20 protein-coding genes are annotated in these 24,897 nt (G+C 64.2%); 9 read left to right on the top strand and 11 right to left on the bottom strand.

From position 1 onward, the window contains the following. Nucleotides 1-281: 281 nt before the first annotated feature. Nucleotides 282-629, bottom strand: coding sequence for a hypothetical protein (locus tag PCO31010_RS13115; RefSeq protein ID WP_150576584.1), 348 nt, complete (start codon nucleotides 627-629; stop codon nucleotides 282-284). 647 nt (nucleotides 630-1,276) lie between these two features. Here PCO31010_RS13115 and PCO31010_RS13110 point away from each other — a divergent pair. From PCO31010_RS13110 to PCO31010_RS13080, 7 genes are all read left to right on the top strand, one after another. Beyond that, nucleotides 1,277-1,795 (top strand): sigma-70 family RNA polymerase sigma factor, encoded by a 519-nt coding sequence (locus PCO31010_RS13110; RefSeq protein WP_150664675.1) that lies wholly within the window; start codon nucleotides 1,277-1,279, stop codon nucleotides 1,793-1,795. A 44-nt stretch (nucleotides 1,796-1,839) separates the two neighbouring features. Beyond that, nucleotides 1,840-2,859: a FecR domain-containing protein gene (locus PCO31010_RS13105; RefSeq protein WP_174984706.1), complete on the top strand. Its 1,020-nt coding sequence runs from the start codon at nucleotides 1,840-1,842 to the stop codon at nucleotides 2,857-2,859. Between the two features lie 213 nt (nucleotides 2,860-3,072). Continuing rightward, nucleotides 3,073-5,478: a TonB-dependent receptor gene (locus tag PCO31010_RS13100; protein WP_246184596.1), complete on the top strand. Its 2,406-nt coding sequence runs from the start codon at nucleotides 3,073-3,075 to the stop codon at nucleotides 5,476-5,478. Between the two features lie 68 nt (nucleotides 5,479-5,546). After that, the gene (locus PCO31010_RS13095; protein WP_150664673.1) at nucleotides 5,547-6,311 is read left to right on the top strand and encodes a DUF4198 domain-containing protein; all 765 of its coding nucleotides are present in this window, start codon (nucleotides 5,547-5,549) and stop codon (nucleotides 6,309-6,311) included. Between the two features lie 12 nt (nucleotides 6,312-6,323). Next, the gene (locus PCO31010_RS13090) at nucleotides 6,324-6,683 is read left to right on the top strand and encodes a DUF3649 domain-containing protein (RefSeq protein WP_150664672.1); all 360 of its coding nucleotides are present in this window, start codon (nucleotides 6,324-6,326) and stop codon (nucleotides 6,681-6,683) included. After that, entirely contained in the window at nucleotides 6,680-8,356 is a 1,677-nt protein-coding gene (locus PCO31010_RS13085) for a PepSY-associated TM helix domain-containing protein (protein ID WP_150664671.1), read from the top strand. Before PCO31010_RS13090 ends, PCO31010_RS13085 begins: the two co-directional genes overlap by 4 nt. Continuing rightward, nucleotides 8,353-8,634, top strand: a complete 282-nt coding sequence (locus tag PCO31010_RS13080) for a DUF3325 domain-containing protein (RefSeq protein WP_150664670.1) — start codon at nucleotides 8,353-8,355, stop codon at nucleotides 8,632-8,634. The genes PCO31010_RS13085 and PCO31010_RS13080 overlap by 4 nt, the downstream gene beginning before the upstream one ends. 15 nt (nucleotides 8,635-8,649) lie before the next feature. Here PCO31010_RS13080 and ribA read toward each other — a convergent pair whose 3' ends face one another. Further along, nucleotides 8,650-9,306 carry a GTP cyclohydrolase II gene (ribA, locus tag PCO31010_RS13075; protein WP_150664669.1) on the bottom strand — a complete coding sequence of 219 codons (657 nt, stop codon included), beginning with the start codon at nucleotides 9,304-9,306 and terminating at the stop codon, nucleotides 8,650-8,652. Between the two features lie 225 nt (nucleotides 9,307-9,531). Then, entirely contained in the window at nucleotides 9,532-11,706 is a 2,175-nt protein-coding gene (locus PCO31010_RS13070) for a TonB-dependent siderophore receptor (RefSeq protein WP_150664668.1), read from the bottom strand. Nucleotides 11,707-12,024: 318 nt separating this feature from the next. Here PCO31010_RS13070 and PCO31010_RS13065 point away from each other — a divergent pair, with 318 nt between their 5' ends. Continuing rightward, nucleotides 12,025-12,810 carry an AraC family transcriptional regulator gene (locus tag PCO31010_RS13065; RefSeq protein ID WP_039399585.1) on the top strand — a complete coding sequence of 262 codons (786 nt, stop codon included), beginning with the start codon at nucleotides 12,025-12,027 and terminating at the stop codon, nucleotides 12,808-12,810. Nucleotides 12,811-12,853: 43 nt separating this feature from the next. Here the strand turns inward: PCO31010_RS13065 and PCO31010_RS13060 are convergent, their stop codons facing one another. Genes PCO31010_RS13060 through PCO31010_RS13040 form a run of 5 tightly spaced genes read right to left on the bottom strand, consistent with a single transcriptional unit; the run spans nucleotide 12,854 to nucleotide 20,531 of the window. Continuing rightward, the gene (locus PCO31010_RS13060; protein ID WP_217426163.1) at nucleotides 12,854-13,636 is read right to left on the bottom strand and encodes an ATP-binding cassette domain-containing protein; all 783 of its coding nucleotides are present in this window, start codon (nucleotides 13,634-13,636) and stop codon (nucleotides 12,854-12,856) included. Beyond that, a complete protein-coding gene (locus tag PCO31010_RS13055; protein WP_150664667.1) occupies nucleotides 13,629-15,305 on the bottom strand; it encodes a cyclic peptide export ABC transporter in 1,677 nt (558 codons plus the stop codon). Before PCO31010_RS13055 ends, PCO31010_RS13060 begins: the two co-directional genes overlap by 8 nt. Nucleotides 15,306-15,340: 35 nt before the next feature. Continuing rightward, entirely contained in the window at nucleotides 15,341-17,425 is a 2,085-nt protein-coding gene (gene fhuB / locus PCO31010_RS13050) for a Fe(3+)-hydroxamate ABC transporter permease FhuB (RefSeq protein ID WP_150664666.1), read from the bottom strand. Beyond that, the gene (locus PCO31010_RS13045) at nucleotides 17,422-18,363 is read right to left on the bottom strand and encodes an ABC transporter substrate-binding protein (protein WP_174984704.1); all 942 of its coding nucleotides are present in this window, start codon (nucleotides 18,361-18,363) and stop codon (nucleotides 17,422-17,424) included. The genes fhuB and PCO31010_RS13045 overlap by 4 nt, the downstream gene beginning before the upstream one ends. After that, nucleotides 18,363-20,531, bottom strand: coding sequence for a TonB-dependent siderophore receptor (locus PCO31010_RS13040; protein WP_150664664.1), 2,169 nt, complete (start codon nucleotides 20,529-20,531; stop codon nucleotides 18,363-18,365). The genes PCO31010_RS13045 and PCO31010_RS13040 overlap by 1 nt, the downstream gene beginning before the upstream one ends. Before the next feature lie 334 nt (nucleotides 20,532-20,865). Between PCO31010_RS13040 and PCO31010_RS13035 the strand changes: the two genes are divergently transcribed. Beyond that, nucleotides 20,866-21,657 (top strand): AraC family transcriptional regulator, encoded by a 792-nt coding sequence (locus PCO31010_RS13035; RefSeq protein WP_150664663.1) that lies wholly within the window; start codon nucleotides 20,866-20,868, stop codon nucleotides 21,655-21,657. A 17-nt stretch (nucleotides 21,658-21,674) separates the two neighbouring features. On the opposite strand, the gene PCO31010_RS13030 is transcribed toward PCO31010_RS13035, so the two are convergent. From PCO31010_RS13030 to PCO31010_RS13020, 3 genes are all read right to left on the bottom strand, one after another. After that, nucleotides 21,675-22,766, bottom strand: coding sequence for a threonine aldolase family protein (locus PCO31010_RS13030; protein WP_150664662.1), 1,092 nt, complete (start codon nucleotides 22,764-22,766; stop codon nucleotides 21,675-21,677). Then, a complete protein-coding gene (locus tag PCO31010_RS13025) occupies nucleotides 22,763-24,067 on the bottom strand; it encodes a dicarboxylate/amino acid:cation symporter (RefSeq protein WP_217426162.1) in 1,305 nt (434 codons plus the stop codon). Before PCO31010_RS13025 ends, PCO31010_RS13030 begins: the two co-directional genes overlap by 4 nt. A gap of 73 nt (nucleotides 24,068-24,140) precedes the next feature. Further along, a complete protein-coding gene (locus tag PCO31010_RS13020; protein ID WP_150664661.1) occupies nucleotides 24,141-24,887 on the bottom strand; it encodes a GntR family transcriptional regulator in 747 nt (248 codons plus the stop codon). Nucleotides 24,888-24,897: the final 10 nt, after the last annotated feature.

Here is a 24,897-nt window from a genome sequence, read left to right as displayed (position 1 = left end):
TCTCGTCAGTCGCTACCGAAGATCAGCTCTCCGGAAAAAAGCGCGAACGCACCCAGCCGCGCCGCGCAGCGCGCGGTCGGTGAAAGCAAAAATACGTGTATGGGGTTCTGGCATCGGGTCGCCCGCCGGGAAGCCATACGTCAAAGGTACGGTCCCGACGGGCCACATTCGACTACTTCCGTCTTCCATTTCGGACTCCTTAGGTTCGTTGATTCGATACGCAGGAAAACGCGCGTTGCGTCATCCGGCAGTGATGGGTCGAATCGGTCAGCCGCGCGGCACTAGGCGTGCGCGGGCATGCCCGTGGTGGCCGCGCGACGCGAGGCGTCGTCGGACCAGAACACGCGGCGCACGCTGCGCTCGCCCGACAGCCGCATGACGAGCGACGTGAGCGAAGCGCGCGAACCTTGCGGGCAGTCGAGCGTGACGGTGGCAGACGCCTCGTCGCGGTCGCTCCAGCGGGTAATGCTGACGTGCGTGGCGCGCAGGCCGAGCGCGGTGAGATCGATGAACATCTGCTTGCGCAAGGCCCCGAGGGCCTCGGCCAGGCAAACGATGGTCAGATGCGACACCGGTGTGGTGCGCGTCGGTTGGCTCTGGAAAGCCTGGAAGGTTTGAAAAGCTCGCATGATTTCCTCGCATGGCTGCGAAGTGTCCGTACCGCATGTGAGCGCGCGGCACGAACGGCCGGCTCGCGAGAACGCATCGTCGCAACGCACGGCACAAAACGCATGCGCAAGACGACAGCGCCCATCACAGGCACGACAGTGGAAACTTTTGCGGGAATGACGCCGGAAACATACGCTCAGGGCGAGCGTTCAAGTGGCGCGAGACACCGCATCCTGCATGAGGACGCGGCACAGGGAAGGCTGTGGATCCTCAGGCAATCAATCGATCAAAGATCGAGGACTACTGGCATCGGAATTCACGGACTAACCCCTTAAACTGAAGACAGGGCGGATGGTAACTGAGGCCAATTTGGAGCGTCAAGCATTAAATGCTGCATCGCAAACATCTTCGGAATTCTCCTTAATACAACACCTGCACTGACCGCTCACGCCCACCCCACGGCCCTGAGCGACGATGCCCCGAATTCGGCACTCCAACGTATCGTCTACGCCAAAAGCACTTCCGATTGACAGGGATATTTCCCATACGTTATTAATAATGATTATCATTAACAAATTATTGGCATTTGTCTCACCTGCTGCATGACCGTTGTCGGCGTTCGCGCCGGTCCTGAGCGTCGTGAGTAGACCGAGCATCAGGCTGGATCATGCAAACCCCGGGCACCCTCCCCTCTACCGTCGAGATGTTGTACAGCCATCACCATTCCTGGTTGAAGGGCTGGTTGCATCGACGTCTGGGCAGTGCCGAACAAGCGGCCGACATCGCGCACGACACCTTCGTACGATTGCTCGGCAGCGAGCGGGTCCCCGCCTCGTTCGACGAACCCCGCGCGTATCTCACGACGGTTGCACAGAATCTCGTCTCGAATCACTGGCGACGTCAGAAGCTCGAACGCGCGTATCTCGAAGCGCTCGCGCAAGTGCCGCGCGACGTCGAATGGTCGCCCGAAACGCGCGCCATCATGCTTGAGACGCTGCTGGAACTGGATCGACTCCTGGACGGCCTGCCGACCATGGTGCGGCAGGCGTTTCTGTATTCGCAGCTCGACGGACAAACGCACGCCCAGATCGCGGCCACGCTCGGCATCTCGATTCCGACGGTCAAGCGTTATCTCGCGAAAGCCTTGCAGCGCTGCTATTTCGCCGACTTGTCGTTTCTCGACTGATGCCGACACGTCGAACACGGCCGTCCCGACAACCCGACATCGCCATGCCTGCCATTCGCTCGAGCTGGTACGACGCCACCACCGACGCCGCCAATCTACCGGCTGACGTGGCCGAGCGCGCAATCGAGTGGCTCATTGAGTTGCAAGGCGACGACGTCTCGCCGCAGACCGTCGCCGACTGGCACGCATGGCGCAACGCGCACCCCGATCACGAAAGTGCGTGGCTACGCATCGAGTCCGTCAAAGGCAAGCTCGCACCGCTCGCCGCGCCCGTGGAAGCGGGCGTCGCACAGGCCGCGCTGGCGCCGCCCGCCTCACCTCAGCGCCGCCGCGCAGTGAAGTCGCTGGCGGTGCTGCTCTTCGCTGGCGCGGGGACATGGAGTGTCTTGCATTCGTCGCCGTGGCAGCACTGGTCGGCTGACGTGCACACCGCCGTGGGCGAGCGTCGCAAGTTGCAACTGGATGACGGCACACAACTCGTGCTCAACACCGATAGCGCCATCGACATCGTCTATCACGACGACGAACGTCGCGTCAGGCTGATCGGCGGCGAAGTGCTGGTCACGACCGCGCCTGACAACCATGTGCCGCCGCGCCCGTTCCTTATCGAAACCTCGCAGGGCACGGCACGCGCGCTCGGTACGCGTTACACCGTACGTCAGTTCGACGACGGCACGCATGTCAGCGTATTCAAGGGCGCCGTGGAGATTCGTCCGCGCGCCACATCCGACAAGTCGCTGATCGTGCAGGCCGGGCACCATGCGCGCTACACAACGGACAGCATCTCCGAAGCCACAGAAATGCCCACGGACGACGCGACGTGGGCCGAAGGCTTCATCGTTGCGCGCAGCATGCGCCTTGCCGATTTCGTAGCCGAGTTGGCGCGATACAGCAACGCATCTCTCTCGTGCGACGCCAGCGTGGCCAACTTGCGCGTGTCGGGCACGTTTCCGCTCGACGACGTCGGCAAGGTTCTCGACACACTCGGCACCACGCTCGCGGTGCGCACCGAGGCGGTCACCCGCTTCTGGGGCACCCGGGAAATCCGGCTCGTCCCGGCCTGAAGCAAGGACAGCGCGACCGAATCCAGCCGCACTCAAGCCTCATTAAGGCGGCTCAACAAATTTTTTGAAAAAGGTGATCCGTTTCTGTTTTTCGCGGGTCATGGAAGTCGAGCACCACCGCTCTACTTCCACACGAAAGGTCAGATCATGGGTCACGTCCGTGGGCAGCAACAGCGCCCCAGCCAACCAAATTGGGTCCATCGCCGCACGCGGATGGCCTGCGCACTGGGCCGCATCGCCCTTGGCGCAGCCGTTGCCGCCCCCACGGGCGCGGTCCTTGCAGTCGTCCTCACGCCGCTCGCAGCACAGGCCCAGAACGCAGCCGCACCGGGCGCGCGCGCCTTCGACATTCCCGCAGGCTCGCTCGAAGACGCACTGAGCCGCTTCGGTCGCGACGCGGGCATCATGCTGTCGTTCAAGCCCGAAGTCACAGCCGGGCGTCACAGCAACGGCCTCAAGGGCACCTACACGCCGCGTAATGGCCTCGACGCCCTCGTCGCAGGCACAGGAGTGGAAGTCGTCCCGCAATCGAATGGCAGCTTTCTGATCACGCCTGCAAGCGGCGCCGCGAGCACGGACGACGCAGTCGCCCTGCCCACGACCCACGTCACCGCCACGTACGACAACGGTCTGCAACCGGCCTACGCGGGCGGCCAGATCGCGCGCGGCGGCAGCCTCGGCATGCTCGGCTCGGCCGATGCCATGGACGTGCCGTTCAGCACGATGAACTACACCGGGCAGATGGTGCGCGACCAGCAGGCGCGCACGCTAGCCGACGTCGTCGTCAACGAATCGTCGGTGCGCATGCTGACTTCCAGCGGCGGCTTCGGCGAGGACTTCCAGATTCGCGGCTACACCGTCTCCAGCAGCGACGTAGGGCTGAACGGTCTGTACGGCATGGCGTCCGCAAGCCGGGTGCCTGCGGCCATCGTCGAGCGCATCGAAGTCCTCAAGGGACCGGGCACGCTGATGAACGGCATCGGCCCGAGCGGCAGTATCGGCGGCGCGATCAACGTGGTGACCAAGCGCGCCACGAGCGAGCCGATCACGCGCCTGACGACCACCTTCCAGAGCAAATCGCAACTCGGCGTCGAAGCCGACGTGGGTCGTCGCTTCGGCGAGAACCAGGAATGGGGCGTGCGTCTGAACGGCGTGTTCCGTGACGGCAACACCACGCTCGACAACGGCAAGCAGAGCATCGGCTTCGGCTCGGTCGGCCTCGACTACACCACGCAACGGCTACGCTGGACGCTCGACGCCTACACGCAACACGAAGGCGACGACAACTTCCGTCCGCAGATCGGCTTCCAGTCCTCCGTCAAGAAGATTCCGGACGCCCCCTCGGGCTACCGCAACTTCTACCCCGGCAGCGAGCTGCATCTGCATGACTCGGCCGTGACCACGCGCCTCGAATACGACGTGCTGCGCAACGTGACGGTGTGGGGTGCCGTGGGCTATCACTACGCCACGGCCTATCAGACGTTCCCGAGCGGCCCCGCCGATGCGCTCGGCAACTTCACCGTCATGAATTCGTATTACGACTCGTACACGCGCTCGCGCACGGGCGAAGTAGGCGCGCGTGTGAACTTCAAGACGTTCGACGTCGGTCACACAGTGACGGTGCAGGCATCGCGTCTGGAACAGGACTCGGGCAATGCCTATGTGCCTGGCTCGACGTCGGTCGCCTCGAACATCTACAACCCGTCGCCGCTGCCCGGTATCAGCGCGGCGCGCACCGAAGCCAAGAAGGCGTCGGAATCGGCATTGACAAGTATCGCCGTAACCGACACCCTCTCGTTCTTCAACGACCGAGTGCTGCTCACCGGCGGTCTGCGTCACCAGCGCGTTGCGCTCGACAACTACAGCACCGCCACCGGCGCGCTGACCGGAACCTACAACCAGAGCGCCGTCTCGCCGCTCGCGGGCATCGTCGTCAAGCCGCTCCAGAACGTGTCGGTGTACGCGAACTTCACCTCGGGTCTGTCTCGTGGCAGCACCGCGCCCGTCGGCACCGTCAACGCCGGACAAGTGTTCCCGCCGTACAAATCGAAGCAGTACGAAGCCGGTGTGAAGACCGACTGGGGTCCGGTGACGACGACGGTGTCGGTGTTCCAGGTGCAGCGCCCGAACGCCGTGACCGATCCGTCGACCAACCTCTACAGCTTCGACGGCGAACAGCGTAATCGCGGCATCGAACTGTCGGCGTACGGCGAAGTGGTCAAGGGTCTGCGCCTGATGGCCAGCGCCACGTTCTACGACGCCAAGCTCACCAAGACCGCCGGCGGCACCAACGACGGCAACGATGCGAACGGCGTGCCCAAGCGCGCGTTCAACCTTGGCGTCGACTGGGATACGCCGTGGGTGCCGGGACTCTCGCTCAACGGCCGCATCATCAATACGTCGCGCATGTACTTCAACGCTGCCAACACGCTCGAATTGCCCGCGTGGACACGCTACGACATCGGCGCACGTTATCGCACGCATGTCGCAGGCAAGTCGGTCGTGTTCCGCGCCAACATCGAGAACCTCTTCAACTCGAACTACTGGTTGATGAGCGGCACCTACGCCACCGTGGCTGCACCACGCACGTTCCTGCTCTCCGCGCAAATCGACTTCTGATGACGAACGAAATGCCGATGCGCCTCCACCGATTCCATCCGTTCCGCCACCTCTCCAAGGAGACCGCAATGAAGACGACTGTCAACCACCGTACGACGCGACTGCCCCAGTTGGTCAAGCTCACCGCCGGTGCCCTCATCGCCTTCGCAGGTGCTGCGCAAGCACACCAGATCTGGATCGAGCAGCCTGCCGGTCAGAACGCCGTGATCCGCTTCGGCGAATTCGGCGAGAACCTGCGTGAAGCGTCGCCGGGCCTGCTCGACAAGTTCGTCGCCCCCACCGGCACGCTCAGCTCGGCACAGGGCGAGAAGACGGCCGCCGCGACCAAGACGGCCAACGGCTTCGCGCTCCCGTTCAAGGCGACCGCCGGTGAATCGTTGATCGCCGAAGAAGCGAAATACCCGCTCTTCACGTTCAAGCGCGATGGTCAGGAAGTCACGAACTGGTACCGCCCTGCGGCGCGTCTGGCGACCGACTTCTCGAAGCAGAAGCCGCAACTGACGCTCGACCTCGTGCCCGCAGGCAAGCAGGGCGAGTTCCAGTTGTTCTTCCAGGGCAAGCCGCTGCCCAAGACGAAGGTCTCGCTCGTCACGCAGTCGGGCTGGGCGAAGGAAGCGCATACGAACGAACAGGGACTCGTGACGTTCGATATGCCGTGGAAGGGTGTGTATGTCGCCGAAGTCAGTCACAAGGACATGACGCCGGGTGAGCGCCCGGGTGCCAAGGGTGCCGAGCGCTATCAGGGCGTGAGCTATGTGACGACGACGACCGTCATGCAAGCCGATGGCATCGAACCGCTCCCGGCTGGCCCGGCCGCCACGCCCAACAAGTAAGCGACACGCATCATGGCTCAGGCTCGTCGCGCCCCGACCGACAAGGTCGGCAACGCTGGACTCTCTGAACGCATCGTCAACATCGGGGCGCTCATCTCACGCATCGTGGCGGCCATCGGCGGCGGTTATGCCGTGGCTGCCCTCGCAAGCGTTGCCGTACTCGCACTGCCGATGAACAAGGCCCAGGCGGTCATCACCGGCGAGTTGGCGAGCTTCGCCATCTATGCCGGTGCGGTCGTCTGGGTGTTCGCTGTGCGCAGTGCGTGGCGCGCCTGGGCCGGTCTGCTGATCGTTGCCGCACCGCTCGCGCTGGCCGCGTGGGCGGTGGCGTCCGGTCACATGACGAGCCTTGCAATGGGAGGTGCGGCATGACGTCCACGCCCACACCGAAAACGAGGCCGCAGGCACGCGGCATCCGCCAGACGATGTCGGATCTGCATACGTGGTCCGGCCTGCTCGTCGGCTGGCTGCTGTACGCCATGTTCCTCACCGGCACCGTGAGTTACTTCAAGGACGAACTGTCGCAATGGATGCGCCCCGAGGTGCCGCATCAGCAGTCGTTGCCCGATCCGGCCGTGGTCGCACAGAACGTCGGCAATCAACTCGTGACGCTCGCTGCGGGCAGCCCGCAGTGGAGCATTTATCTGCCCACCGAGCGCAATCCGGTCGCGGGCGTCTTCTGGCGCAATCCGCCTGCGCCCAAAGGCGCTGCCAAAGGTGACACGAACGCCCCGCGCCGCACCTTCGAAGAAGCGACGTTCGATCCCTCGACCGGTCAGACGCTCAAAGCGCGCGAAACCCTCGGCGGCGACTTCTTCTACCGATTCCACTTCCAGTTCCACCCGCTGCCCGTCCTGTGGGGACGCTGGCTCGCGGGTTTCTGCGCGATGTTCATGCTGGTGGCGATCGTCAGCGGCGTGATCACGCACAAGAAAATCTTCATCGACTTCTTCACCTTCCGATGGGGCAAGGGGCAGCGCTCGTGGCTCGACGCACACAACGCGTTATCGGTCTTCGGCCTGCCTTTCCATCTGATGATCACCTACACCGGCCTCGTCACCTTGATGGCGATGTACATGCCGTGGGGCGCGCAAACGGCGATCAAGACACCGATGGACCGCGCGCAACTCAACGCGCAGCTCAGCGCATTCCCGCCACCGGGCAAGGCCTCCGGCGAGAAAGCCCCGCTTGCGCCGCTCGCCCCGATGGTGCGCGAAGCTCAGGCCCGCTGGGGCGCGAACGACGTCGGCCGCGTGACCGTCACCCATGCGGGCGATGCCGCTGCTCGTGTGGCGGTCACACGCGGCGAAAGCACGCGTGTCTCGATGAGCCCGCAGTACCTGCTGTTCGACGGCACGACCGGCAAGCTGATCGACGTTCACGACGGTGTCGGCCCGGCGGCTGAAACGCGTGGCGTGATGTACGCCCTGCACCTCGGACGCTTCAGCGATCTGCATCTGCGCTGGCTGTACTTCCTCGTCAGTCTCGGCGGCACGGCGATGGTCGGATCAGGGTTGGTGATGTGGACGGTCAAGCGTCGCGGCAAGCTGCCCGATCCGGCACGTCCCCATTTCGGCTTTCATGTGGTCGAGCGTCTGAACATCGCAGCGATTGCGGGGCTCTCGATTGCCATGACGGCGTTCCTCTGGGGCAACCGCCTGATTCCGGCGGATGCGCTCAGACGCAGTGCTACCGAAGTCGACGTTTTCTATTGGGTATGGGCGGCGACGCTGTTGTACGCGCTGGTGCGCCCGGCCAAACGTGCGTGGGTGGAATTGCTGTGGTTCGGCGCCGCCGTGCTCGCGCTGCTACCGGTGCTTAACGCCGTCACGACGTCGCGCGGACTCTGGCATAGCCTCACGACCGGCGACTGGGTCTACGCAGGCGTGGATCTGATGCTCTGGGCCTTCGCGGCGCTGCATGCGTGGCTCGCAGTTCGCACCTCCCGTCACAAGCCGAAGACGAAGCCCACGCGCGCCACTGCACCGGCGCACACGACGGCCAGTCCGGCAATCAATGCCCCGTTGAACGAGGACCGCGCATGAGTCATTTCGTCACTTTCGCGCTCTGCCTCGCAGGCTTTGCGGCGCTGGCGATGTCGACGGAGCGTCAGCAGGAAGCGCGCTTCAAGACCGTTTCACCGGCGCGCACGCGCAATGGCCGGATCGTCGGATGGACGGCACTGGCCGTGGCGCTCGGCGCAACGGTCATGCATCAGGGATGGGGATTCGGTCTGGTGAACTACAGCGGACAGACCAGCATGGCTGCCGGTCTGGTGTACCTGACGCTCATCTTGGCGGAGCGCCGCCGACAGTCTCGCTGAGAGACTGGCCGACGATCACTCGTTCTCTTCGAAGTAGTGTCCGAACTTGACCTGCTTGGTGCGGATGTAGCGTTCGTTCTCTTCGCGCACCGGAATGTCGAGCGCCACACGCTCGCTCACGGGGATGCCGTGCTTGATAAGCGTGTCGAACTTCTTCGGGTTGTTGCTCATGAGGCGCACCGAACCCACACCGAGAATGCGCAGGATGGCGGCGGCGGAGTCGTATTCGCGCGCGTCGTCGGGCAGGCCGAGATCGAGGTTGGCTTCGACCGTGTCGCGCCCCTGCTCTTGCAGCAGATACGCACGAATCTTGTTGCTCAGGCCGATGCCGCGCCCCTCATGGCCTCGCAGATACAGCATCACACCGCGCCCTTCTTCGGCGATCTTGCGCATACCGACGTCCAGCTGCTCGCCGCAATCGCAGCGATAGGAGCCGAAGACGTCTCCCGTCAGACATTCCGAGTGCAGACGTACCAACGGCGGCAGCGTGCCGCCCTCGGCCGACACATCGCCCATCACCAGCGCGAGATGCTCGTTGGCGCTGTCTTTGACGCGAAACGCGTGGGAAGTGAACGTGCCGTAGCGAGTGGGCAGCGTTGCCGTAGCGACAAGCTCGACGCATTCGCCAGCGTCGCAATTGAGCGTGGCAGAGGCAGTACCAGGGGACTTCATGTTGACGTTCGAACGGGCTGAAATTGGAGTTGCGTGCCACCGGACAACGATGGCGTGTGCTCGGAGTGTACCGCCATTTCCGAATTTCAGCCGACAGCGCCATGCAACAGACTGTTGCACGACGCTGTCCAATCGGCCGGACGCCGCGCCGATGGGGGCCGACGATACCGCTCGGTCAGCCCCGATCGACCGCTTCCTGCCGCTTCCTTCCGCTCCCTGCCGCGATCAGTAGTCGGCGCGCAGCGTGAGCATCACATTGCGGCGCTCGCCATAAATGCCATAGAAGGTCGACGGCACCCGCGCGTAATAGTCACGGTTGAACACGTTGTTCACATTCAACTGGGCTTCCAGATGGCGGTTCACGCGGTACGCGAGCATTGCGTCCCACACCGCGTACCCCCCTTGTGCCGCGCCCACGGTCCGGTACGTCGAGCTTTGGATACGAACGCCCCCGCCGATCCGCAAACCATCAAGCACGCCGCCGAACGGGCCGTCCGAGAAACGATAGGTCGTGTACAGCTTGAACAGATGTTGCGGCTCCTCGCCGTCGAGCGCCTGACCGATCTGGCTCGGATCGCTGTTGTATCGCGTGTTGAGCAGCGTGTAACCGGCATAGACGTTCCAGTTGCGCGTGACCTGCCCGGTCACTTCGGCCTCCCAGCCCTGACTTTGCGCCGAACCTGCCGCCACCGAACCGATCGCGTGGAACGGATCTGCGACTGCGCGGTTGGTGTCCGTCATCCGGAATGCCGCCACCGTCGCGCTCAGGCGACCGTCGAGGAATACGCCTTTCACGCCCAATTCGTACTGCTGCCCCTCACGCGGTGGCAAGCCCTGACCGTCGAACGTCGTGGCTGTCTGCGGCGCGAATATCTTCGAATAGTTGAAGTACGCGTTGATCTGCGGCGTAAGCGCCAGCACGACGCCGCCATACGGAATGAACTTGTGATTTGCCCGCGCCGTGGTGTTCCACGGACCCTCAGTCGGCAGCAGGCTCTGGCTTTGCTGCTGGAACCACGCCTCACGTCCCCCCAACACGACGGTCAGCGGATCGAGCACGCGCACACGCGCCTGACCGTAGACGCCGAATTGCTGCGCTTGCAGGTTGTTGCCCGACGTGAACGGAATCGTCGGCTCGTTCGACGGCGGCGAGAAGATGCTGAACGTGCCGAGATTCTGACCACCGGACAGGCTGCGCTGCTGCGTCATTTGGTAGTTCATGCCGACAAGCCACTCGTGCTTGCGGCCAAACGCCTGCACCGGTCCGGACAGATGCGAGTCGATCCCCAACAGATTGTTCTCGCCGCGCTGCGACTGGCCGAAATACCGGGCCGTGAGCGTCGTTGGATTGATCCCCGGGCCGAGATAGGCGTACTTGCTGTTGGAAAGCACATGACGATAGTTGACGGTCGTCGTCGACACGACGTCGTTATCGAAGCGATGCTCCAGCTTGCCGTTGACTTCCTGCATCGACGCCCAGCTGTAGTTCCAGTCCGGCGAGAAGTTCGAGTTGTTCGGTGCGTCGAGGAACGACCGGTTGGTCAGCAATGACTGACCGTAGTCGAACCCATGCAGCGGATTGACCTGATACGAGCCCGACAGCGACAGCAGTGTGCGCGGCGTGAGGTCGAATTCGAGCGCGCCGTAAGCCAGGAAATTGCTCTCGCTGGTACGCGTGATCGACTTGTTGCCGGTGTCGCCCGTCAATACCGCGCGCCCGCGAATCGTGCCCGACTGATTGAGAGGGCCGGTCACGTCGATCATCTGACGATAGTTCGCCCACGAACCGATCGTCGTTTCGCTGCGCACGGCGAATGTGTCGCCCGGACGCTTGCGCACCAGATTCACGGTGCCTCCCGGCTCGCCGGTGCCGTCGAGCAGGCCCGCCGGGCCGCGGAAGACTTCCACCCGGTCGTACATCGACAGATCGAACTGCGGCTGGTATTGAATACCGCTCAGGATCGAAACACCGTCGAACTCCACGCCCACGTTGTAGCCGCGCGAGTTGAAGTAGTACGTGCCGTCGCCATAGTTGACCGCGGTGATGCCGGTGGTGAACTGCAATGCATCGGCGACCGAGGTCATGGCCTGATCGTCCATACGCGCGCGCGTGACGACCGATACCGAGTTAGGAATGTCCTTTAGCGCCTGCGGCGTTTTCCCGATTGTCGTCGTCTGCGTGCCGTAGGAGGTGGAGCCTTCGGTTTGCGCGTCGCGCTGTGCCGTCACGTTGGCCGCCGGTAGTACGGCAGACGCGGCACCGCCGCCCGATGACGAAGCCGCAGGCGACGGCGTCTGCGCATGCGCCGTCGCGGCGCACAGCATCACCATGGCGACGGCGACAGGCGTGAGCGCATAGCGCGAATTCGACGACTGCCCTGCGCGTATGGCATCGGACATGCGGCCCCGTGCGGCTTGCGTCCGGCGAGAACTCTGATTCGTTTGCATCGTTGACAACACTTCCCCTTGTTGCCGGGTTCTACCGGCGATCCAAAATTAACGTTCGTGTGCTTTGTGCGGCCACGGTCCAATTCCCGCTACACTGGCGGAAATATCGCAAATGAGACTCATTACTAAATTTGCATTTGGTCCGGCACAACACATTGATAGCTATGGAGAATATCGGGTTCGAAAAAGGTAAGGACGACAATAAATGTCGATTTTTTGACAATCGCTATCCGATTGGCGACATCCTGACGCGAGACCCGCATTACCCCCATGAGTGACTTCCTGCGCAAGCGATTTCCCAATGCCGTACGGCCCTTACCGCGCGATGTCTTTGCTCAGGTCACGCCCTTTCGTCATGGCGAACGGCTGATCTGGCACCGCCATCGACACGGCCAACTGGTGTTCCCGGTGCGCGGTATCGTGCGCGTGCTCACGCCGTCCGCCATCTGGACGTTGCCGCCTTCGCGCGCACTCTGGCTGCCGTCGGACATCGAGCACGAACTGCATGCCGTGGGCGACGGACAGATGGGTAACATCTACATGGAGCCGCGCGCGTTCCCTTGGGACTGGACCAGTCCGACGGTCATCCTCGTCACGCCGCTGATTCGCGAACTCGCGGTGACCGTGAGCCGCGACGGCGATACCTACGGCCCCACGAGCCGTGCAGCGCTCTCGGTGCCGCCGTTGATGGGTGTACTCCACGACGCAGCCCCGGTGCCCGAACGGGGCGTGCCGGTGCCGAGGGACGAGCGGCTACAGGCGATCTGCGAGCACCTGATGAACGAGCCAGCCAGCAAGCTGACGCTCGACTTCTGGGGGGAACAGTTCGGTGTGAGCGGACGCACGCTCGCGCGTCAGTTTCAGACGGAGACGGGCATGACGTTCGTGACCTGGCGTCAGCATCTGCGCGTGTCCGAAGCGATTTCGACGCTTGCGCAGGGCGCGTCGGTCGCAGCGACGGCCGACGCCTTCGGCTATGCCAGCCCCAGTGCCTTCATCGCCATGTTCAAACAGGTTACGGGGCGCTCCCCGCAACGCTATCTCGCAGACGCCTGAGCCGGACTCGGGCGTCTGCCTTCACAGCACTCAGTGCGCGACGTCAGCGTGCATAACTGACCGGCATCCCGCCATCGGGATTCGGCAAGACGCCCATCGGCACACCGTAGATCGTCTGCAACGTGTCGGGCGACATCAGTTCTGCCGGTGTGCCACGCGCAATCGGTTTGCCTTGCTTGAGCGCGAGCAACGTGTCGCAAAAGCGCGCGGCCATGTTGACGTCGTGGAGCACGATCACCACGCCAAGGCCATGCGCGTCGGCCAGTTCGCGCACGAGTTTGAGGACATCCAGCTGATGCGCCACATCGAGCGCCGAGGTCGGTTCGTCCAGCAATAGACACCGCGCCTTCTGCGCAACGAGCATGGCCAGCCACACACGCTGACGCTCCCCGCCCGAGAGCGACTCCACGAGACGGTCGGCAAAGCCGAGCACGTCGGTCTGTGTCATCGCGTTTTGCACGGCCTGGTGGTCATGGGCGTCGAAGCGTCCGAGCGCACCGTGCCACGGGTAACGACCGAGCGCGACCAGTTCAGACACTGTCATCCCGGCAGCGGCAGGCGGCTGCTGCGGCAGATACGCCACACGCCGCGCAAACTCGCGTGCGCCCCACGACGCCAGCGCCCGTCCCTCGAACGCAATGTTGCCGCTCACCGGCTGGAGCTGGCGCGCGAGCAACTTGATCAGGCTCGACTTGCCCGAGCCGTTGTGGCCGATCAGTCCGTGCACCTGTCCGGCCGCGAGTTCCAGCGTCAGTGGCGCGAGTAGCGTGCGCCCTTCTACCGAGAACGAAACGTCTTGCAAAGCGAACATCGGGATATCAGTCATGAGCATTCGATGAATCTGGTTCGGCAGGTTCGTTGGGGGCCTCGACGTCGGCTTGCGGCTCGCGTGATTGAAGCAGTTGACCGTAGTCGAGACGAATCAGACGGTCCGCCAGATCGAAGTAGCGGTCGTCGTGGGTAATGACCAGCACGCTCTTGCCGCGCGCCTTGAGTGCGGGCAGCATCTGGCGGTAGAAAACGTCCTTGAACAGCGGGTCCTGATCCGCCGCCCATTCGTCGAAGACATAGAACGGCCGGTCTTCCAGATACGCCACCAGCAACGCGAGACGCTTGCGCTGTCCCTGCGACAGATCGAGCGTGGAGAAGCGTCCGTCCGAGATCGTCACCTTGTGATCGAGTTGCAGCGACTTGAGCAGCGTTTGGGCCTGCGCGTCGAGTCCTTCCGGCGGCAAGCCGAGCAGATGTTCGAAGAGGAAAAAGTCGCTGAACACCACGGAGAACAATTGACGGTAGTGGTCACGCTCCGCGTCGCCGACAGGCACACCGTCGACCACAATCCGGCCCTGCTCCGGTGCATACAGGCCCACGATCAGCTTGGCCAGCGTGGTCTTACCGCTCCCGTTGCCGCCGACCAGATAGACGAGTTCGCCCGGACGGAACGTGAGCGTCACCGGCCCCAGCGTGAACACTTCGTTTTCCTGCTCGCGGAAGTAGCGATGCGTGACGCCTTCAAGCACGATTTCCTGGAACGCCGGTGCTTCGCGCCTGCCCGGTGCCGGTAGCAGTTCGCGCGGCAGTTCGTTCTCGACCTGCGCGATGCGCTCTAGCGCGACGCGTGCACTGCCCAGCGACGGCATCGCCGAGAGCACGCCTTCGATCGGCATGATCATGTACAGGAACACGAGCGCGTAGCCGGACACCACCTGCGGTGGCAGGTCGACGTGACGCAGCACCACGAACAGCGTGAGGCCGATAAAGGCGAACAGAATGAAGCTGCCCCAACTGGCCGCCGCCGCATACAGCACGTAACCGCGCGTGCGCTGCACACGCACCGCCTCGACGTTGCTTGCGAGACGGTCTTCGATGAAGGCGTCGCGACGGGCACGGTGCAGCTTGAGCTCCTTCGCACCATCGAACAACGCGCGGAAGTCCTTCACCAGCGATTCCTCACGCTTGCGCGAGCTGCGCAGATGCAGCAGCGCGCGCTGATTGGCAAAACGGAATCCCGCCGCGCCGATGAGGATCGTCACCACTGCGAACAGCAGAATCTGCCAGGACAGGTAGCCGAGATACACGAGACATCCTGCGATCACCGCGCCCTGCATCGCCAGGACCGGCAGGTTCACGAACAGGACGACGATGGTATCGAGATCCTGCGTGAGGACGGCAATCGCACGGGCAATGCCGTGCTTCTCGAGACTCGCGTAAGGGGCGGCACCGATGCGACGCACGACCTGCATGCGCAACGTCGCCTTCGCGCGCTGACCGAGCGACATGAAGAGCGTTTGCGACAGCGCGCGCGTGACCAGCACGATCACGCCAAGGCCGAGAAATTGCATGCCGAGCACGCCCAGATGCTCGCGCGGGGCCGTGAGCGCGCGATTGATCAGCGCGACGAGACCCGCGTTGCCGAAACCGCTGATCAGACTACCGGCGAACGCAATGGCCAACGGCCATCGAGACGCACGTACCAAGTGCCAGAACAAGGACATATGAGATCTCTGTTTTTATGGGGATGTCGGGAATGTCACGCCACCTGCCGACGCAGGTGCCACAGCAGATACGGCGCGGCGATCAGCATCGCGAGTACGCCCGCCGGGAGTTGTTGCGGGAAGAGCAGATTGCGTCCGAGCCAGTCGGCGGCGATCATCAGCAACGCACCGGACACGGACGATGCGACGGCCTGCGAGCGTCCTTTACCGAACCCGGCCATGCGCGCGAGATGCGGTGCGAGCAGACCGACGAACGACAGCGGACCGACGACAAGCGTCGCCACGGCGCTGAGCGTCGCGGCCAGGCACCACATCCAGAGGCGCGCACGCCGCACGTTCACGCCGACGGCGGTCGCCGTTGCGTCGCCCATCGGCAGCAGATCGAGCCAGCGCGATGCCAGGCACGTCAGCAGCAGCCCCACCAACGAGGCGACGACAGCGCCCAAGGCAATACCGGGACCGACGATGTACGTGAGGCCAAGCATCAGCGAGCGCAGCAGGAAGGCATTGGCCGTGCCGCTCGCGCTCCCGATTGCCACCAGCGATTGCGCCATGCCGGAGATCGCCACCCCCGCGAGCAGCATCCGCGTGGGCGAGAAGCCGCCTTTGCGCGAGAGCGTGAGCATGACCGCGAGACTGAGCGCAGCGCCTGCGAAGGCTGCAATGAACAGTGCCGACGCCGACGGGCCCACCATCGCGAACGTCACGATCAGCACGCCCAGCATTGCGCCGCCGCTCACACCCAGCAGTTCGGGGCTGGCCATCGGGTTGCCGCTGATCCGTTGCAGCAGCGTGCCCGCCAGCGCCAGCGCGACACCCGCCGCTGCCGACGCGAGCATGCGCGGCAGCCGCCATTGCGCAAGCGATACCCATGACGCGTCCGTCGCCCACGCCCAGCCATCGAACGAACGCCCGAGATGCTGCGTCGCCCAGACGAGCGCGGCCCCGAGCACGAGCGCCAACGCGAGCCATCGGAACGGATGCCGCGCGCGCGCAGGCGGCGCGGCATCGGCGCTCGCCACTTCACCGGCCCGCGTGCGGCGCAGGAGCCACAGCAGCAGCGGTCCGCCAAACAGCGCTGCGGCGGCGCCCGTCGGCAACGACGCACCGTCGAACAGCGGCAGCCACTGCACAAGCTGGTCGGTCAGCATCAGCATGAGGGCACCGATAAACGGCGCCCAGATCAATTGATCGCGCAGACGTCGCGCACCGGCAAGCCGCACCAGCTGCGGTCCGGCCAGACCGACGAAACCGATGATGCCGACGACGCTGATGATGCACGCCGAGAGCGCCACGGCCACTACCAGTCCGGCGGTACGAATCCACGCAACACGCGCGCCGAGCTGGGTCATGCTGCGGTCGTCGAGCGTGAACAGCGTCAACGGTCTGAGCAGCAGCGCCGCTGCAACGACGGCCACAATCACGCGGGGCAACAGCCATCCGAAGTCGTGCCAGCCGTTTTGCACGAGCGACCCGACGCCCCATGCGAACACACCGACAAGCGCGCGTTCGTGCGTCATCGACACCATGATCGACAGGCCGCTGCAATACAGGTTGACGATCATGCCCGCGAGAATCACGGGGATGGGGGCGAAGCGACTGCGCCACGTCAGTGCCATCACCACGGCGATGGCCGTGGCCGAGCCGAACAACGCGACGCCTGAGCGCCACGCGAAGGCCACCGCAGGCAGCCAGATCGTGGCCGCCGACAGCGCGAGCGACGCCCCCGACGCCACGCCGAGCGTCAGCGGCTCGGCGAGCGGATTGCGCAGCACTTGCTGGAACATCACGCCCGCGAGCGCAAGCCCGGCACCGGCCAGCACCGACATCGCCAGTCGCGGCAACCACGCGTAGTTCACGAGCAGGCCCGACATCGCGGCGGCCGAAGCCGATGCATTCGGGTCCAGCGTCGGATGTGTGACGGCGTGCCAGACGGCAGCGAGGAACGTGCCGCTGTCGACGCCCACCGGGCGCAGCGACAGCAACGTGACGACGGTCAGCACCAGTGCGGGCACGCCGACCATCGTTGCGAGACGCCAGAGATGACGCACCTCAGTAGACGTCGCGGCCCCAAGCGGCTTGTCGGCCGTCATCGGTTGAAGCGGATTTCCCGTGCTCATGCCGCCGCTCCTGTCAGGGCGACGCTCAACGCGTCGGCCAGCTTCACCGCCGTGGGTGTGCCGCCCGTCGGCAACATGACCGGCAACTGACCGACGCGCGCCCCGCGCACGAACGGCAGCGCCTGCCACAGCGGACTCTGCCCGAGCATGCCCAGCAATCCGGGGCGTGCACCGATCAACATCGCGCGCGCCGAGGCATCTGCCCCGAGCTGCGTGTAATCGATCTGTGCCATGCCCTCCGTATCGCTCGGACGTCGCCACGCGTTGGTCAGCCCCACAGCGGCCAGCGTCCCGCCGAACACACTCTCACGGCCGAAGACGTTCGTCAGACGCGTGTCGATGGGGCTCATCAGATACACCGGCCGTTGTGTGACGCCGCGCTTCGTCAGGCGGTCGCGAACCTCACTCAGATGCGCGTCCGTCGCCTCCAGCAACTGTGACGTTTGCGTCGGACGCCCCAGCGCATCGCCCAGTGCCCGCGCACGACGCAACGCAAGTCGATAGCCGTCTTCATGCGGATGGGGCGGCGGCGCGACGAACAGCGGCCCAATGCGCGCAAGCGAATCGGCGAGCGCAGCGTGTGCTGGCGTGATGACGATCAGATCGGGGTGCAACGCCTGCACCACTTCGAAATTCGGTTGAAAGAGGAGACCGACGTCGACGACGTCGTCGGGCATAGCGGGCGTGCCCGAGAGGAGTCGATACCAGAACGGACGCGCCGCGCCCACGGGCGTCACGCCCAGCGCCAGCACCTGCGCAGCGAGTCCCCAGTCGAGCACCACAACGCGCGGCATGCGGCCCGAAGGCGCGCAAGCACCCACGGATGGAGCCACAACAGGCGACGCAAGTACGCCCCCCGCCCCCATGAACGGTGCCAGCGCACCAACGCCAAACGCCGCCAGAAGGCGGCGTCGTGCGGCAAACGATTGTCGTTGCATCACCATTGATATCGGGCTGTCCCCAGAACGGTTCGCGTCGCGCCCCAGTAGCACACCGATGACGACGTGCAGTACGAGAGGTATTCGCGGTTGAAGAGGTTGCTGACGTTCACGGCGAAGCGCCATTGCTGCCAGTCGTAGTGCACGGCGGCGTCGACCAGCGTGCGGCTCGGCACTTCGAACGTGTTGGCAGCGTCGCCCGCCGACGAACTCATGTATCGCACGCCCGCGCCGAACCCGAGATTGCGCAACGCCCCTTCGTGAAGCGTGTAATCGGCCCAGAGCGCGACGCTGTTACGCGGCGTAATCTGCGGACGCTTGTCCTGCGCCGTCGTGCTTTGCAGATTGACCTGATTGATGTACGTGTACGACGCGATCACCTTCAGATCGCGGGTGACGTTGGCGCGCGCTTCGGCTTCGAACCCACGCGAACGGATTTCGCCCGTCTGCGTCGGGAAGGTCGGGTGCGCCGGATCGACCACACTCACGTTTTCCTGACGCAGATCGAAGGCCGAGAGGCGCAGCGACGCGTCGTAGTTTTTCGGCTGATAGCGCACACCGACTTCGTACTGCTTGCCTTGGGTCGGCGAAAGCGCATCGCCTGCGAAGTTCGCCCCCAGCACCGGCGCGAACGACTTCGCATAGCTCACGTAAGGCGCGACGCCGTTATCGAAGACATACGACAGCCCCGTACGCCAGGTGAACGCACTGTTATCTGCCGAACGCTGCACGCCGTTCGTGGTCGAGCGCGTCGTCGCCCAGTCTTCGCGCACGCCGAGCGTGAGTACCCAGCGGTGGTAGCGCAGTTCGTCCTGTGCGTACAGCCCGGCCTGACTCAGCGAGTAGTCCAGCCGCGTATTCGGGCTCACGCCCGCCAGCGCGCCGTAGTTCGGGTTGAACAGATCCAGTTGACCGACGACCGCCCCGCCATAGTTATCGCCTTCGAGTACGCGGCGATAGTCGAAGCCGAAGAGCATTGTGTGTTCGACCGGACCCGTCGCGAACTTCGCCTGCGCGTTCGTATCGATCTGCCACTGGCTCACGTGCTCGAAGTCGGTGTTGCCCCACATCGCCACCGTGCGCTGGTCGGCCGCAAACGGGCTGGTGACCGACGTCTGGTAGTAGTTCTGGTCGATGTGCAGATAGCGCGCGTTCTGCGAAATGCGCCACGTGTCGTTCAGTTGCTTCGCGAACTGATAGCCGAACCAGTATTGCGTGCGCTGCATGCCGTCGCGATTCGGGTCGCCGAAGTATTGGTCCGGGCCGAGACGGCCGTTCGGATTGACAAACAGCGTGCCGCTGGCGGGCACCGGATTGAACATCCCACCCGCCGGGTCGCGTTGATATCCCGCGAGCAAGGTCAGCGACGTGTCACGATCCGGCTTGAACGTGATCGACGGCGCAATCGCCAGTCGCTGATCCTTGATGGCGCTGACCTGCGTCTTGGCGTCCCGCGCCAGCCCCACGACGCGATAGAGGATCGTGCCGTCGGGTGTCAGCGATCCACCGAGATCGAAACCGGTCTGATAAGTGTCGTGATTGCCGATCTGGAGCATCACTTCGCGCACAGGCTGGTCCGTCGGCAACTTGCTGCTGTAGTTGACGATGCCACCGGGGTTGCCCTGCCCGTACAGCACGGAGGACGGGCCAAACATCACGTCGATGCGCTCCAGCAGATACGGGTCGACGCGGGCGGTCGCGAAACGCGGCGACGCAAAGATGCCGAGGCCGTCGAGATAAGCATCGATATCGAAGCCACGGGCGCGAAGCTGGTCGAAACGCACGTCGGTGCCGTCCTGCGTATTGACGCCGGTCGTGTAGCGCAATGCCTGATCGATCGTGATCGCGCCCTGATCGTCCATTTGTGCGCGCGTGACCGTCGAGGTCGCTTGCGGCGCGGTCAGTGTCGAGGCGTCAGTCTTGGTGACGGTTGTCATGCGTTTTGCTACGTAACCCCGACCCGGCCCGTTCGGGTTCTCGGCAAGCGCACTGTCGCGCACTTGCGTTGCAGGCAGCGTGACCGCGCCCGTCGCATTCGCTGCACCTGCTCCACCCACTGCACCCACTGCACCCGCTGCACTCACTGCACCGACCGACGACGTCTCGCTGGCGTCCGCCGCCATCGCGGCGTGTGGTCCGAATACCGCTGCGGCGAGCATTGCCGCCATGACCGTCATTCGTCGCCCGCCGTTCGAATGGGTCGCCTTCCCCGTGTGATTTCGTTTCACTTTACGTCCGCTTCCCGCGTCAAAGCCATCCCAATGGAATGAATTAAAATAAATGAGACGCATTACTATTATCACTTGTATCTGCCACCTGAACCCCGATGGCAGTTGGTAGAATACCGGGGATGCTTTTGCTGTGAATCACAAAAAATGTTGAGAAAAGGACAATTTCTGTCCTTTTCTCTATGCTTTGGCGTGTCGGGTCCACCTCACAACGGATTGCGGGACAAGCGGCACGTCATCTGACCGAGTCAATCGGTCCGGTTGGGAAGTCGTCATGAAGGAATTGCTGCTGCGCCGCTATCCGGAAACGCGCCGTCATTTGCCGCGCGACGTCACGCTTAGCGGTATGGAATGTGAGGATGGTGAGCGTCAGCCGTGGCATCAGCATCAACACGGTCACGTAGTGATGGCGCTGCGCGGTGTGGTGCGCGTGCTCACGCCTGCGCACACGTGGACACTGCCCGCGTCGCGTGCGCTCTGGCTGCCGCCGAACACGCCGCACGAACTGCACGCCGTCGGACGCATGCAGTTCTGCACGATCAGCGTCGAGCCGGGCACGGTGTCGTGGCTGTGGCCGAACGCGCTCGTGCTGACCGTCGGCCCGCTCCTGCGCGAACTGGCCGTGGACATGTTGTCCGATGGTTTCCACTACGCACCCGACAGTCGCACCGCCCTCTCCATCCCTTTGCTCCTGCGTTTGCTTCGCGAGGCGGCTGCGCCCGGCGAGCACGGCCTGCCGCTGCCCAGTTCCGCGAAGCTGCTGGCGATTTGCGAGCACATGATGATGGCCCCCGCGACCGATTACTCGCTGGAGCGCTGGGGAGAAGAACTGGGGGCGAGCGGCAAGACGCTCGCGCGCCGCTTCAAGGACGAGACGGGGATGACCTTCGGGCGCTGGTGCCAGCATATGCGGGCGTCCGAGGCGATCACGCGGCTGGCGCTCGGGGCGTCGGTCGGCGACGTGGCGCTCGCGCTCGGCTATCAAAGCCCGAGCGCTTTCATCGTGATGTTCAAGCGACTGTTCGGCCGCGCACCGCAACAGTATCTGGCGGTGGCCGAACGCTAAGGAAAGTCAACGCCGGATCAGGAAACACCCAACGGCGTGGCGCGCGAGGCAAACGTATCGCGAATCGACGCGATGGCGGCGATGGTTTCGTCGATATCCTCGTCACCGATATGGCGATGCGTCACGAGCCGCAGCATCGACGTGCCGCTCGCGCGCGCCAGAATGCCGTACTCCGCGAGCGCAGCCTCCCACGCACGCGGGTTCGCCTCGCGTTGCTCGCCGACACGCAAGCGCACAATGTTGCTCGTGGACGGCACCGAATCGACCAGTTGCGGATCGATCTGCGCGAGCCCGTCCCACAGACGTTGCGCACGCGCGTTGTCGTCGGCCAGTCGCGCAACCATCGTCTCCATCGCTACCTTCCCCGCTGCCGCCATGATGCCCGCCTGACGCAGCCCGCCGCCTGTCATGCGACGGAACGTGCGCGCCTGTTCGATCATTGCGTGCGAGCCGACGAGCATCGCGCCCATCGGTGCGGACAGCCCTTTCGAGAGGCAGAACGTCAGGCTCTCGCAATGCGCGGCGATCTGACCGACGTCGACACCCAGCGCCGCCGCCGCATTGAACACGCGCGCACCGTCCATATGGACCGGCACGCCCGCACGCGACGCGAGCGCGTGAACATCGGCCAGATACGACAATGACGGCACGTAGCCGCCGGAGTGGTTGTGCGTGGACTCGACCGCAACCATCGCCGTCGGCTGTCCATAACGCGAAAAGCCAGGACGCAACGCCCCGGCCAGCTGATCGAGATTCATCTCGCCGCGCACCGATGGAATGAGCACCGGGTACAGATGCGCGAGGCGAGACATGCCGCCCGCCTCCGACTTCGCCATGTGGGCCTGCGCGTCGAGCACCGCTTCGCCGCCACGCGTGGCGTGGCACAGCGAAGCGATCAGATTGCCCATCGTGCCGGAGACGACGAACATCGCCTCCTCTTTCCCGGTGACGACCGCCGCGAGATGTTCCAGCGCGCGCACGGTCGGATCGCCTTCGAGCGTGTCGTCACCCAGCGACGCGGTTTGCATCGCCTCCCACATCAGTGCGGTGGGCCGGGTGACGGTATCGCTTCGCAGATCGACGGAGCGTTCGGTATTGCCTGAGGTCATGCGAACTCCTGACCGTGGGCATGGCTGCCGACGCGCGTGGTTTCCGACTCGGCGGCGAGCGCCGCTTGCACGGCCTCAGGCGATTCGTACGGAATACCGGCGAGCTTCATGACGAGCTTGATGGCCACGGTGTTGCTGAAAACGTTGATGGCAGTACGGCCCATGTCGAGGAAGGCATCGACACCGGCAATGATGGCGAGCGCTTCGATGGGCACGCCGATGGTCGTGAGCACCATCGCAATCGCCACGAGACCGCCCGAAGGCACGTTCGCGCTGCCCTTGCTGGCGAGCGTGGTGACGAGCACGATGGAGAGCAACGTCGGCATGTCGAGCGGCACGTGGTAGGCATCGGCAAGGAAGCCGACGGCCAGCGCGAAGTACATGATCGAGCCGTCGCGATTGAACGCGTAGCCCAGCGGCAGCACGACCGATGCGATGGCCTTCGGCACACCCATCGCGATGAGCTTTTCCATGTGCAACGGCAGTGTGGCTTCGGACGAGCGCGTGGCGAACGCGAGAATCACCGGCTCACCGATGGCGCGCGTCGTCGCCCACGGCTTTTCGCCGATTGCCTTGAGCAGAATCCAGAACAGTACCAGCAGCACGCCGAGGCCGAGGTACATCGTGCCGACGAGCTTCACGAGCGCGAGAATCGTGCCGATGCCCTGTGTGGCGAACAGCCACGAGATGATCGCGAAGATCGCCAGTGGCGAGAGCGAGATGATCCAGTCGGTGAGCTTGAACACTGCGCCCATGAGCGCGTCGAGCACGCCGACGAGCGGCTTCGCACGCTCGCCGATGGACGACAGCGCCAGTCCGAGCAGCACGGCAAAGACCAGCACCGGCAGCAGATTGCTGCCGCTCATCGCTGCGAAGATATTCGACGGAATCATCTCCAGGAAGAATTTGGTCCAGTCCACCGAGGCGGCAATCGGCTTCGCCGACGCGTGCGCCGCCGCGAGATTCGCGCCGAGCCCGGGGTGGAAGATCGCGTTCAGGCCGAGTCCGATCACGATCGAGACGAGCGTCGCGATAAAGAAGTAGATCAGGCTGATGGCGGAGACACGGCCGAGGGCGCGTGCGTTGTGACCCATCTGATAGATGCCGAGCGTAATCGCCGTGAAGACGAGGGGCACGACGATCATCTTCACGGCTTGCACGAAAGCGGTGCCCACAGGCATGAGCTTCGTGGCGAGCGCCGGGGCGACCATGCCGCAACCGATGCCCAGTGCCAGACCGATCAGCATCTGAATGGGTAACGGAAGGAGGCGCTTCTTCTTGCTGGCAGTGCTTGACGACATGACGACTATCTCCGGAAATTACGTGGCGTTGCGGCGCATCTGGACTGGCACGGCATCACACGCCGCGAGACGTTCAGCGCTTGCGGCTTTTGCCTGCGGGTGTCGCAGTGGTTGCCTGCGCCAACAGCGCGGCAGGCACCACAGACGGCGCCGCAGGTGGAACGAGCGCCTGCAAGCGAGCCTGCATGGCGTGCGTGAGGTGGTCCCAGACATGACGCTGAGCCTCCTCGGGACGCCCGGCGGCGATGGCATCGAAGATCGCGAGGTGTTCGCGAACGGCGGTGCGGGTGCGCTCGGCGTCGTAATGCGGAATGCGTTGCAGCGCCAGACCGTTCTGGGTGCGCAACGCGTGATAGGTCTCGGTGAGCCGGACGTTGTCGGCCGCAGCGAACATCGCTTCGTGGAACTGCCAGCCCACACGCTGGGTGATGTCGACGTCGAGTTCGATGCCTTCGATCCCCTGTGCGTCGAGCGCACGCAGGCGCACGGCGACTTCTTCCAGCGCGGGCGTCACGCCCTTTTGCGCCGCCAGCCACGCCGCCATGCCTTCGAGGGCGAGGCGCACTTCGTGAATTTCGCTCAGATCCCGCACCGACAACTGACGCACGAAGGTGCCGCGCATGGGCACGATCTCCAGCAGACCGTCGTTGGCGAGCGCGCGAATCGCTTCGCGCACGGGCGTGCGGCTGATGCCGAAACGCTCTGAGAGCGCGCGCTCGGACAGCGCCTCGCCCGCGCGGATTTCGCCGGAAACGATCAGGTTGCGAATGGCGCTGTAAGCCGATTCGCTCAGGGCCGGGGTGCGTTGGGTCTGGTTCATAACTGGTATA

The sequence above is a fragment of the Pandoraea commovens genome (assembly GCF_902459615.1).
In the GTDB taxonomy this organism is placed as follows: domain Bacteria; phylum Pseudomonadota; class Gammaproteobacteria; order Burkholderiales; family Burkholderiaceae; genus Pandoraea; species Pandoraea commovens.
This window is presented reverse-complemented; position numbering and strand designations above follow the sequence as displayed.

Excerpts from the sequence above, each read along its gene's own strand:
- PCO31010_RS13115 (WP_150576584.1), bottom strand. The coding sequence starts at position 629 with ATGCGAGCTTTTCAAACCTTCCAGGCTTTCCAGAGCCAACCGACGCGC.
- PCO31010_RS13110 (WP_150664675.1), top strand. The coding sequence starts at position 1,277 with ATGCAAACCCCGGGCACCCTCCCCTCTACCGTCGAGATGTTGTACAGC.
- PCO31010_RS13105 (WP_174984706.1), top strand. The coding sequence starts at position 1,840 with ATGCCTGCCATTCGCTCGAGCTGGTACGACGCCACCACCGACGCCGCC.
- PCO31010_RS13100 (WP_246184596.1), top strand. The coding sequence starts at position 3,073 with ATGGCCTGCGCACTGGGCCGCATCGCCCTTGGCGCAGCCGTTGCCGCC.
- PCO31010_RS13095 (WP_150664673.1), top strand. The coding sequence starts at position 5,547 with ATGAAGACGACTGTCAACCACCGTACGACGCGACTGCCCCAGTTGGTC.
- PCO31010_RS13090 (WP_150664672.1), top strand. The coding sequence starts at position 6,324 with ATGGCTCAGGCTCGTCGCGCCCCGACCGACAAGGTCGGCAACGCTGGA.
- PCO31010_RS13085 (WP_150664671.1), top strand. The coding sequence starts at position 6,680 with ATGACGTCCACGCCCACACCGAAAACGAGGCCGCAGGCACGCGGCATC.
- PCO31010_RS13080 (WP_150664670.1), top strand. The coding sequence starts at position 8,353 with ATGAGTCATTTCGTCACTTTCGCGCTCTGCCTCGCAGGCTTTGCGGCG.
- ribA (WP_150664669.1), bottom strand. The coding sequence starts at position 9,306 with ATGAAGTCCCCTGGTACTGCCTCTGCCACGCTCAATTGCGACGCTGGC.
- PCO31010_RS13070 (WP_150664668.1), bottom strand. The coding sequence starts at position 11,706 with ATGTCCGATGCCATACGCGCAGGGCAGTCGTCGAATTCGCGCTATGCG.
- PCO31010_RS13065 (WP_039399585.1), top strand. The coding sequence starts at position 12,025 with ATGAGTGACTTCCTGCGCAAGCGATTTCCCAATGCCGTACGGCCCTTA.
- PCO31010_RS13060 (WP_217426163.1), bottom strand. The coding sequence starts at position 13,636 with ATGACTGATATCCCGATGTTCGCTTTGCAAGACGTTTCGTTCTCGGTA.
- PCO31010_RS13055 (WP_150664667.1), bottom strand. The coding sequence starts at position 15,305 with ATGTCCTTGTTCTGGCACTTGGTACGTGCGTCTCGATGGCCGTTGGCC.
- fhuB (WP_150664666.1), bottom strand. The coding sequence starts at position 17,425 with ATGAGCACGGGAAATCCGCTTCAACCGATGACGGCCGACAAGCCGCTT.
- PCO31010_RS13045 (WP_174984704.1), bottom strand. The coding sequence starts at position 18,363 with ATGCAACGACAATCGTTTGCCGCACGACGCCGCCTTCTGGCGGCGTTT.
- PCO31010_RS13040 (WP_150664664.1), bottom strand. The coding sequence starts at position 20,531 with ATGGCGGCAATGCTCGCCGCAGCGGTATTCGGACCACACGCCGCGATG.
- PCO31010_RS13035 (WP_150664663.1), top strand. The coding sequence starts at position 20,866 with ATGAAGGAATTGCTGCTGCGCCGCTATCCGGAAACGCGCCGTCATTTG.
- PCO31010_RS13030 (WP_150664662.1), bottom strand. The coding sequence starts at position 22,766 with ATGACCTCAGGCAATACCGAACGCTCCGTCGATCTGCGAAGCGATACC.
- PCO31010_RS13025 (WP_217426162.1), bottom strand. The coding sequence starts at position 24,067 with ATGTCGTCAAGCACTGCCAGCAAGAAGAAGCGCCTCCTTCCGTTACCC.
- PCO31010_RS13020 (WP_150664661.1), bottom strand. The coding sequence starts at position 24,887 with ATGAACCAGACCCAACGCACCCCGGCCCTGAGCGAATCGGCTTACAGC.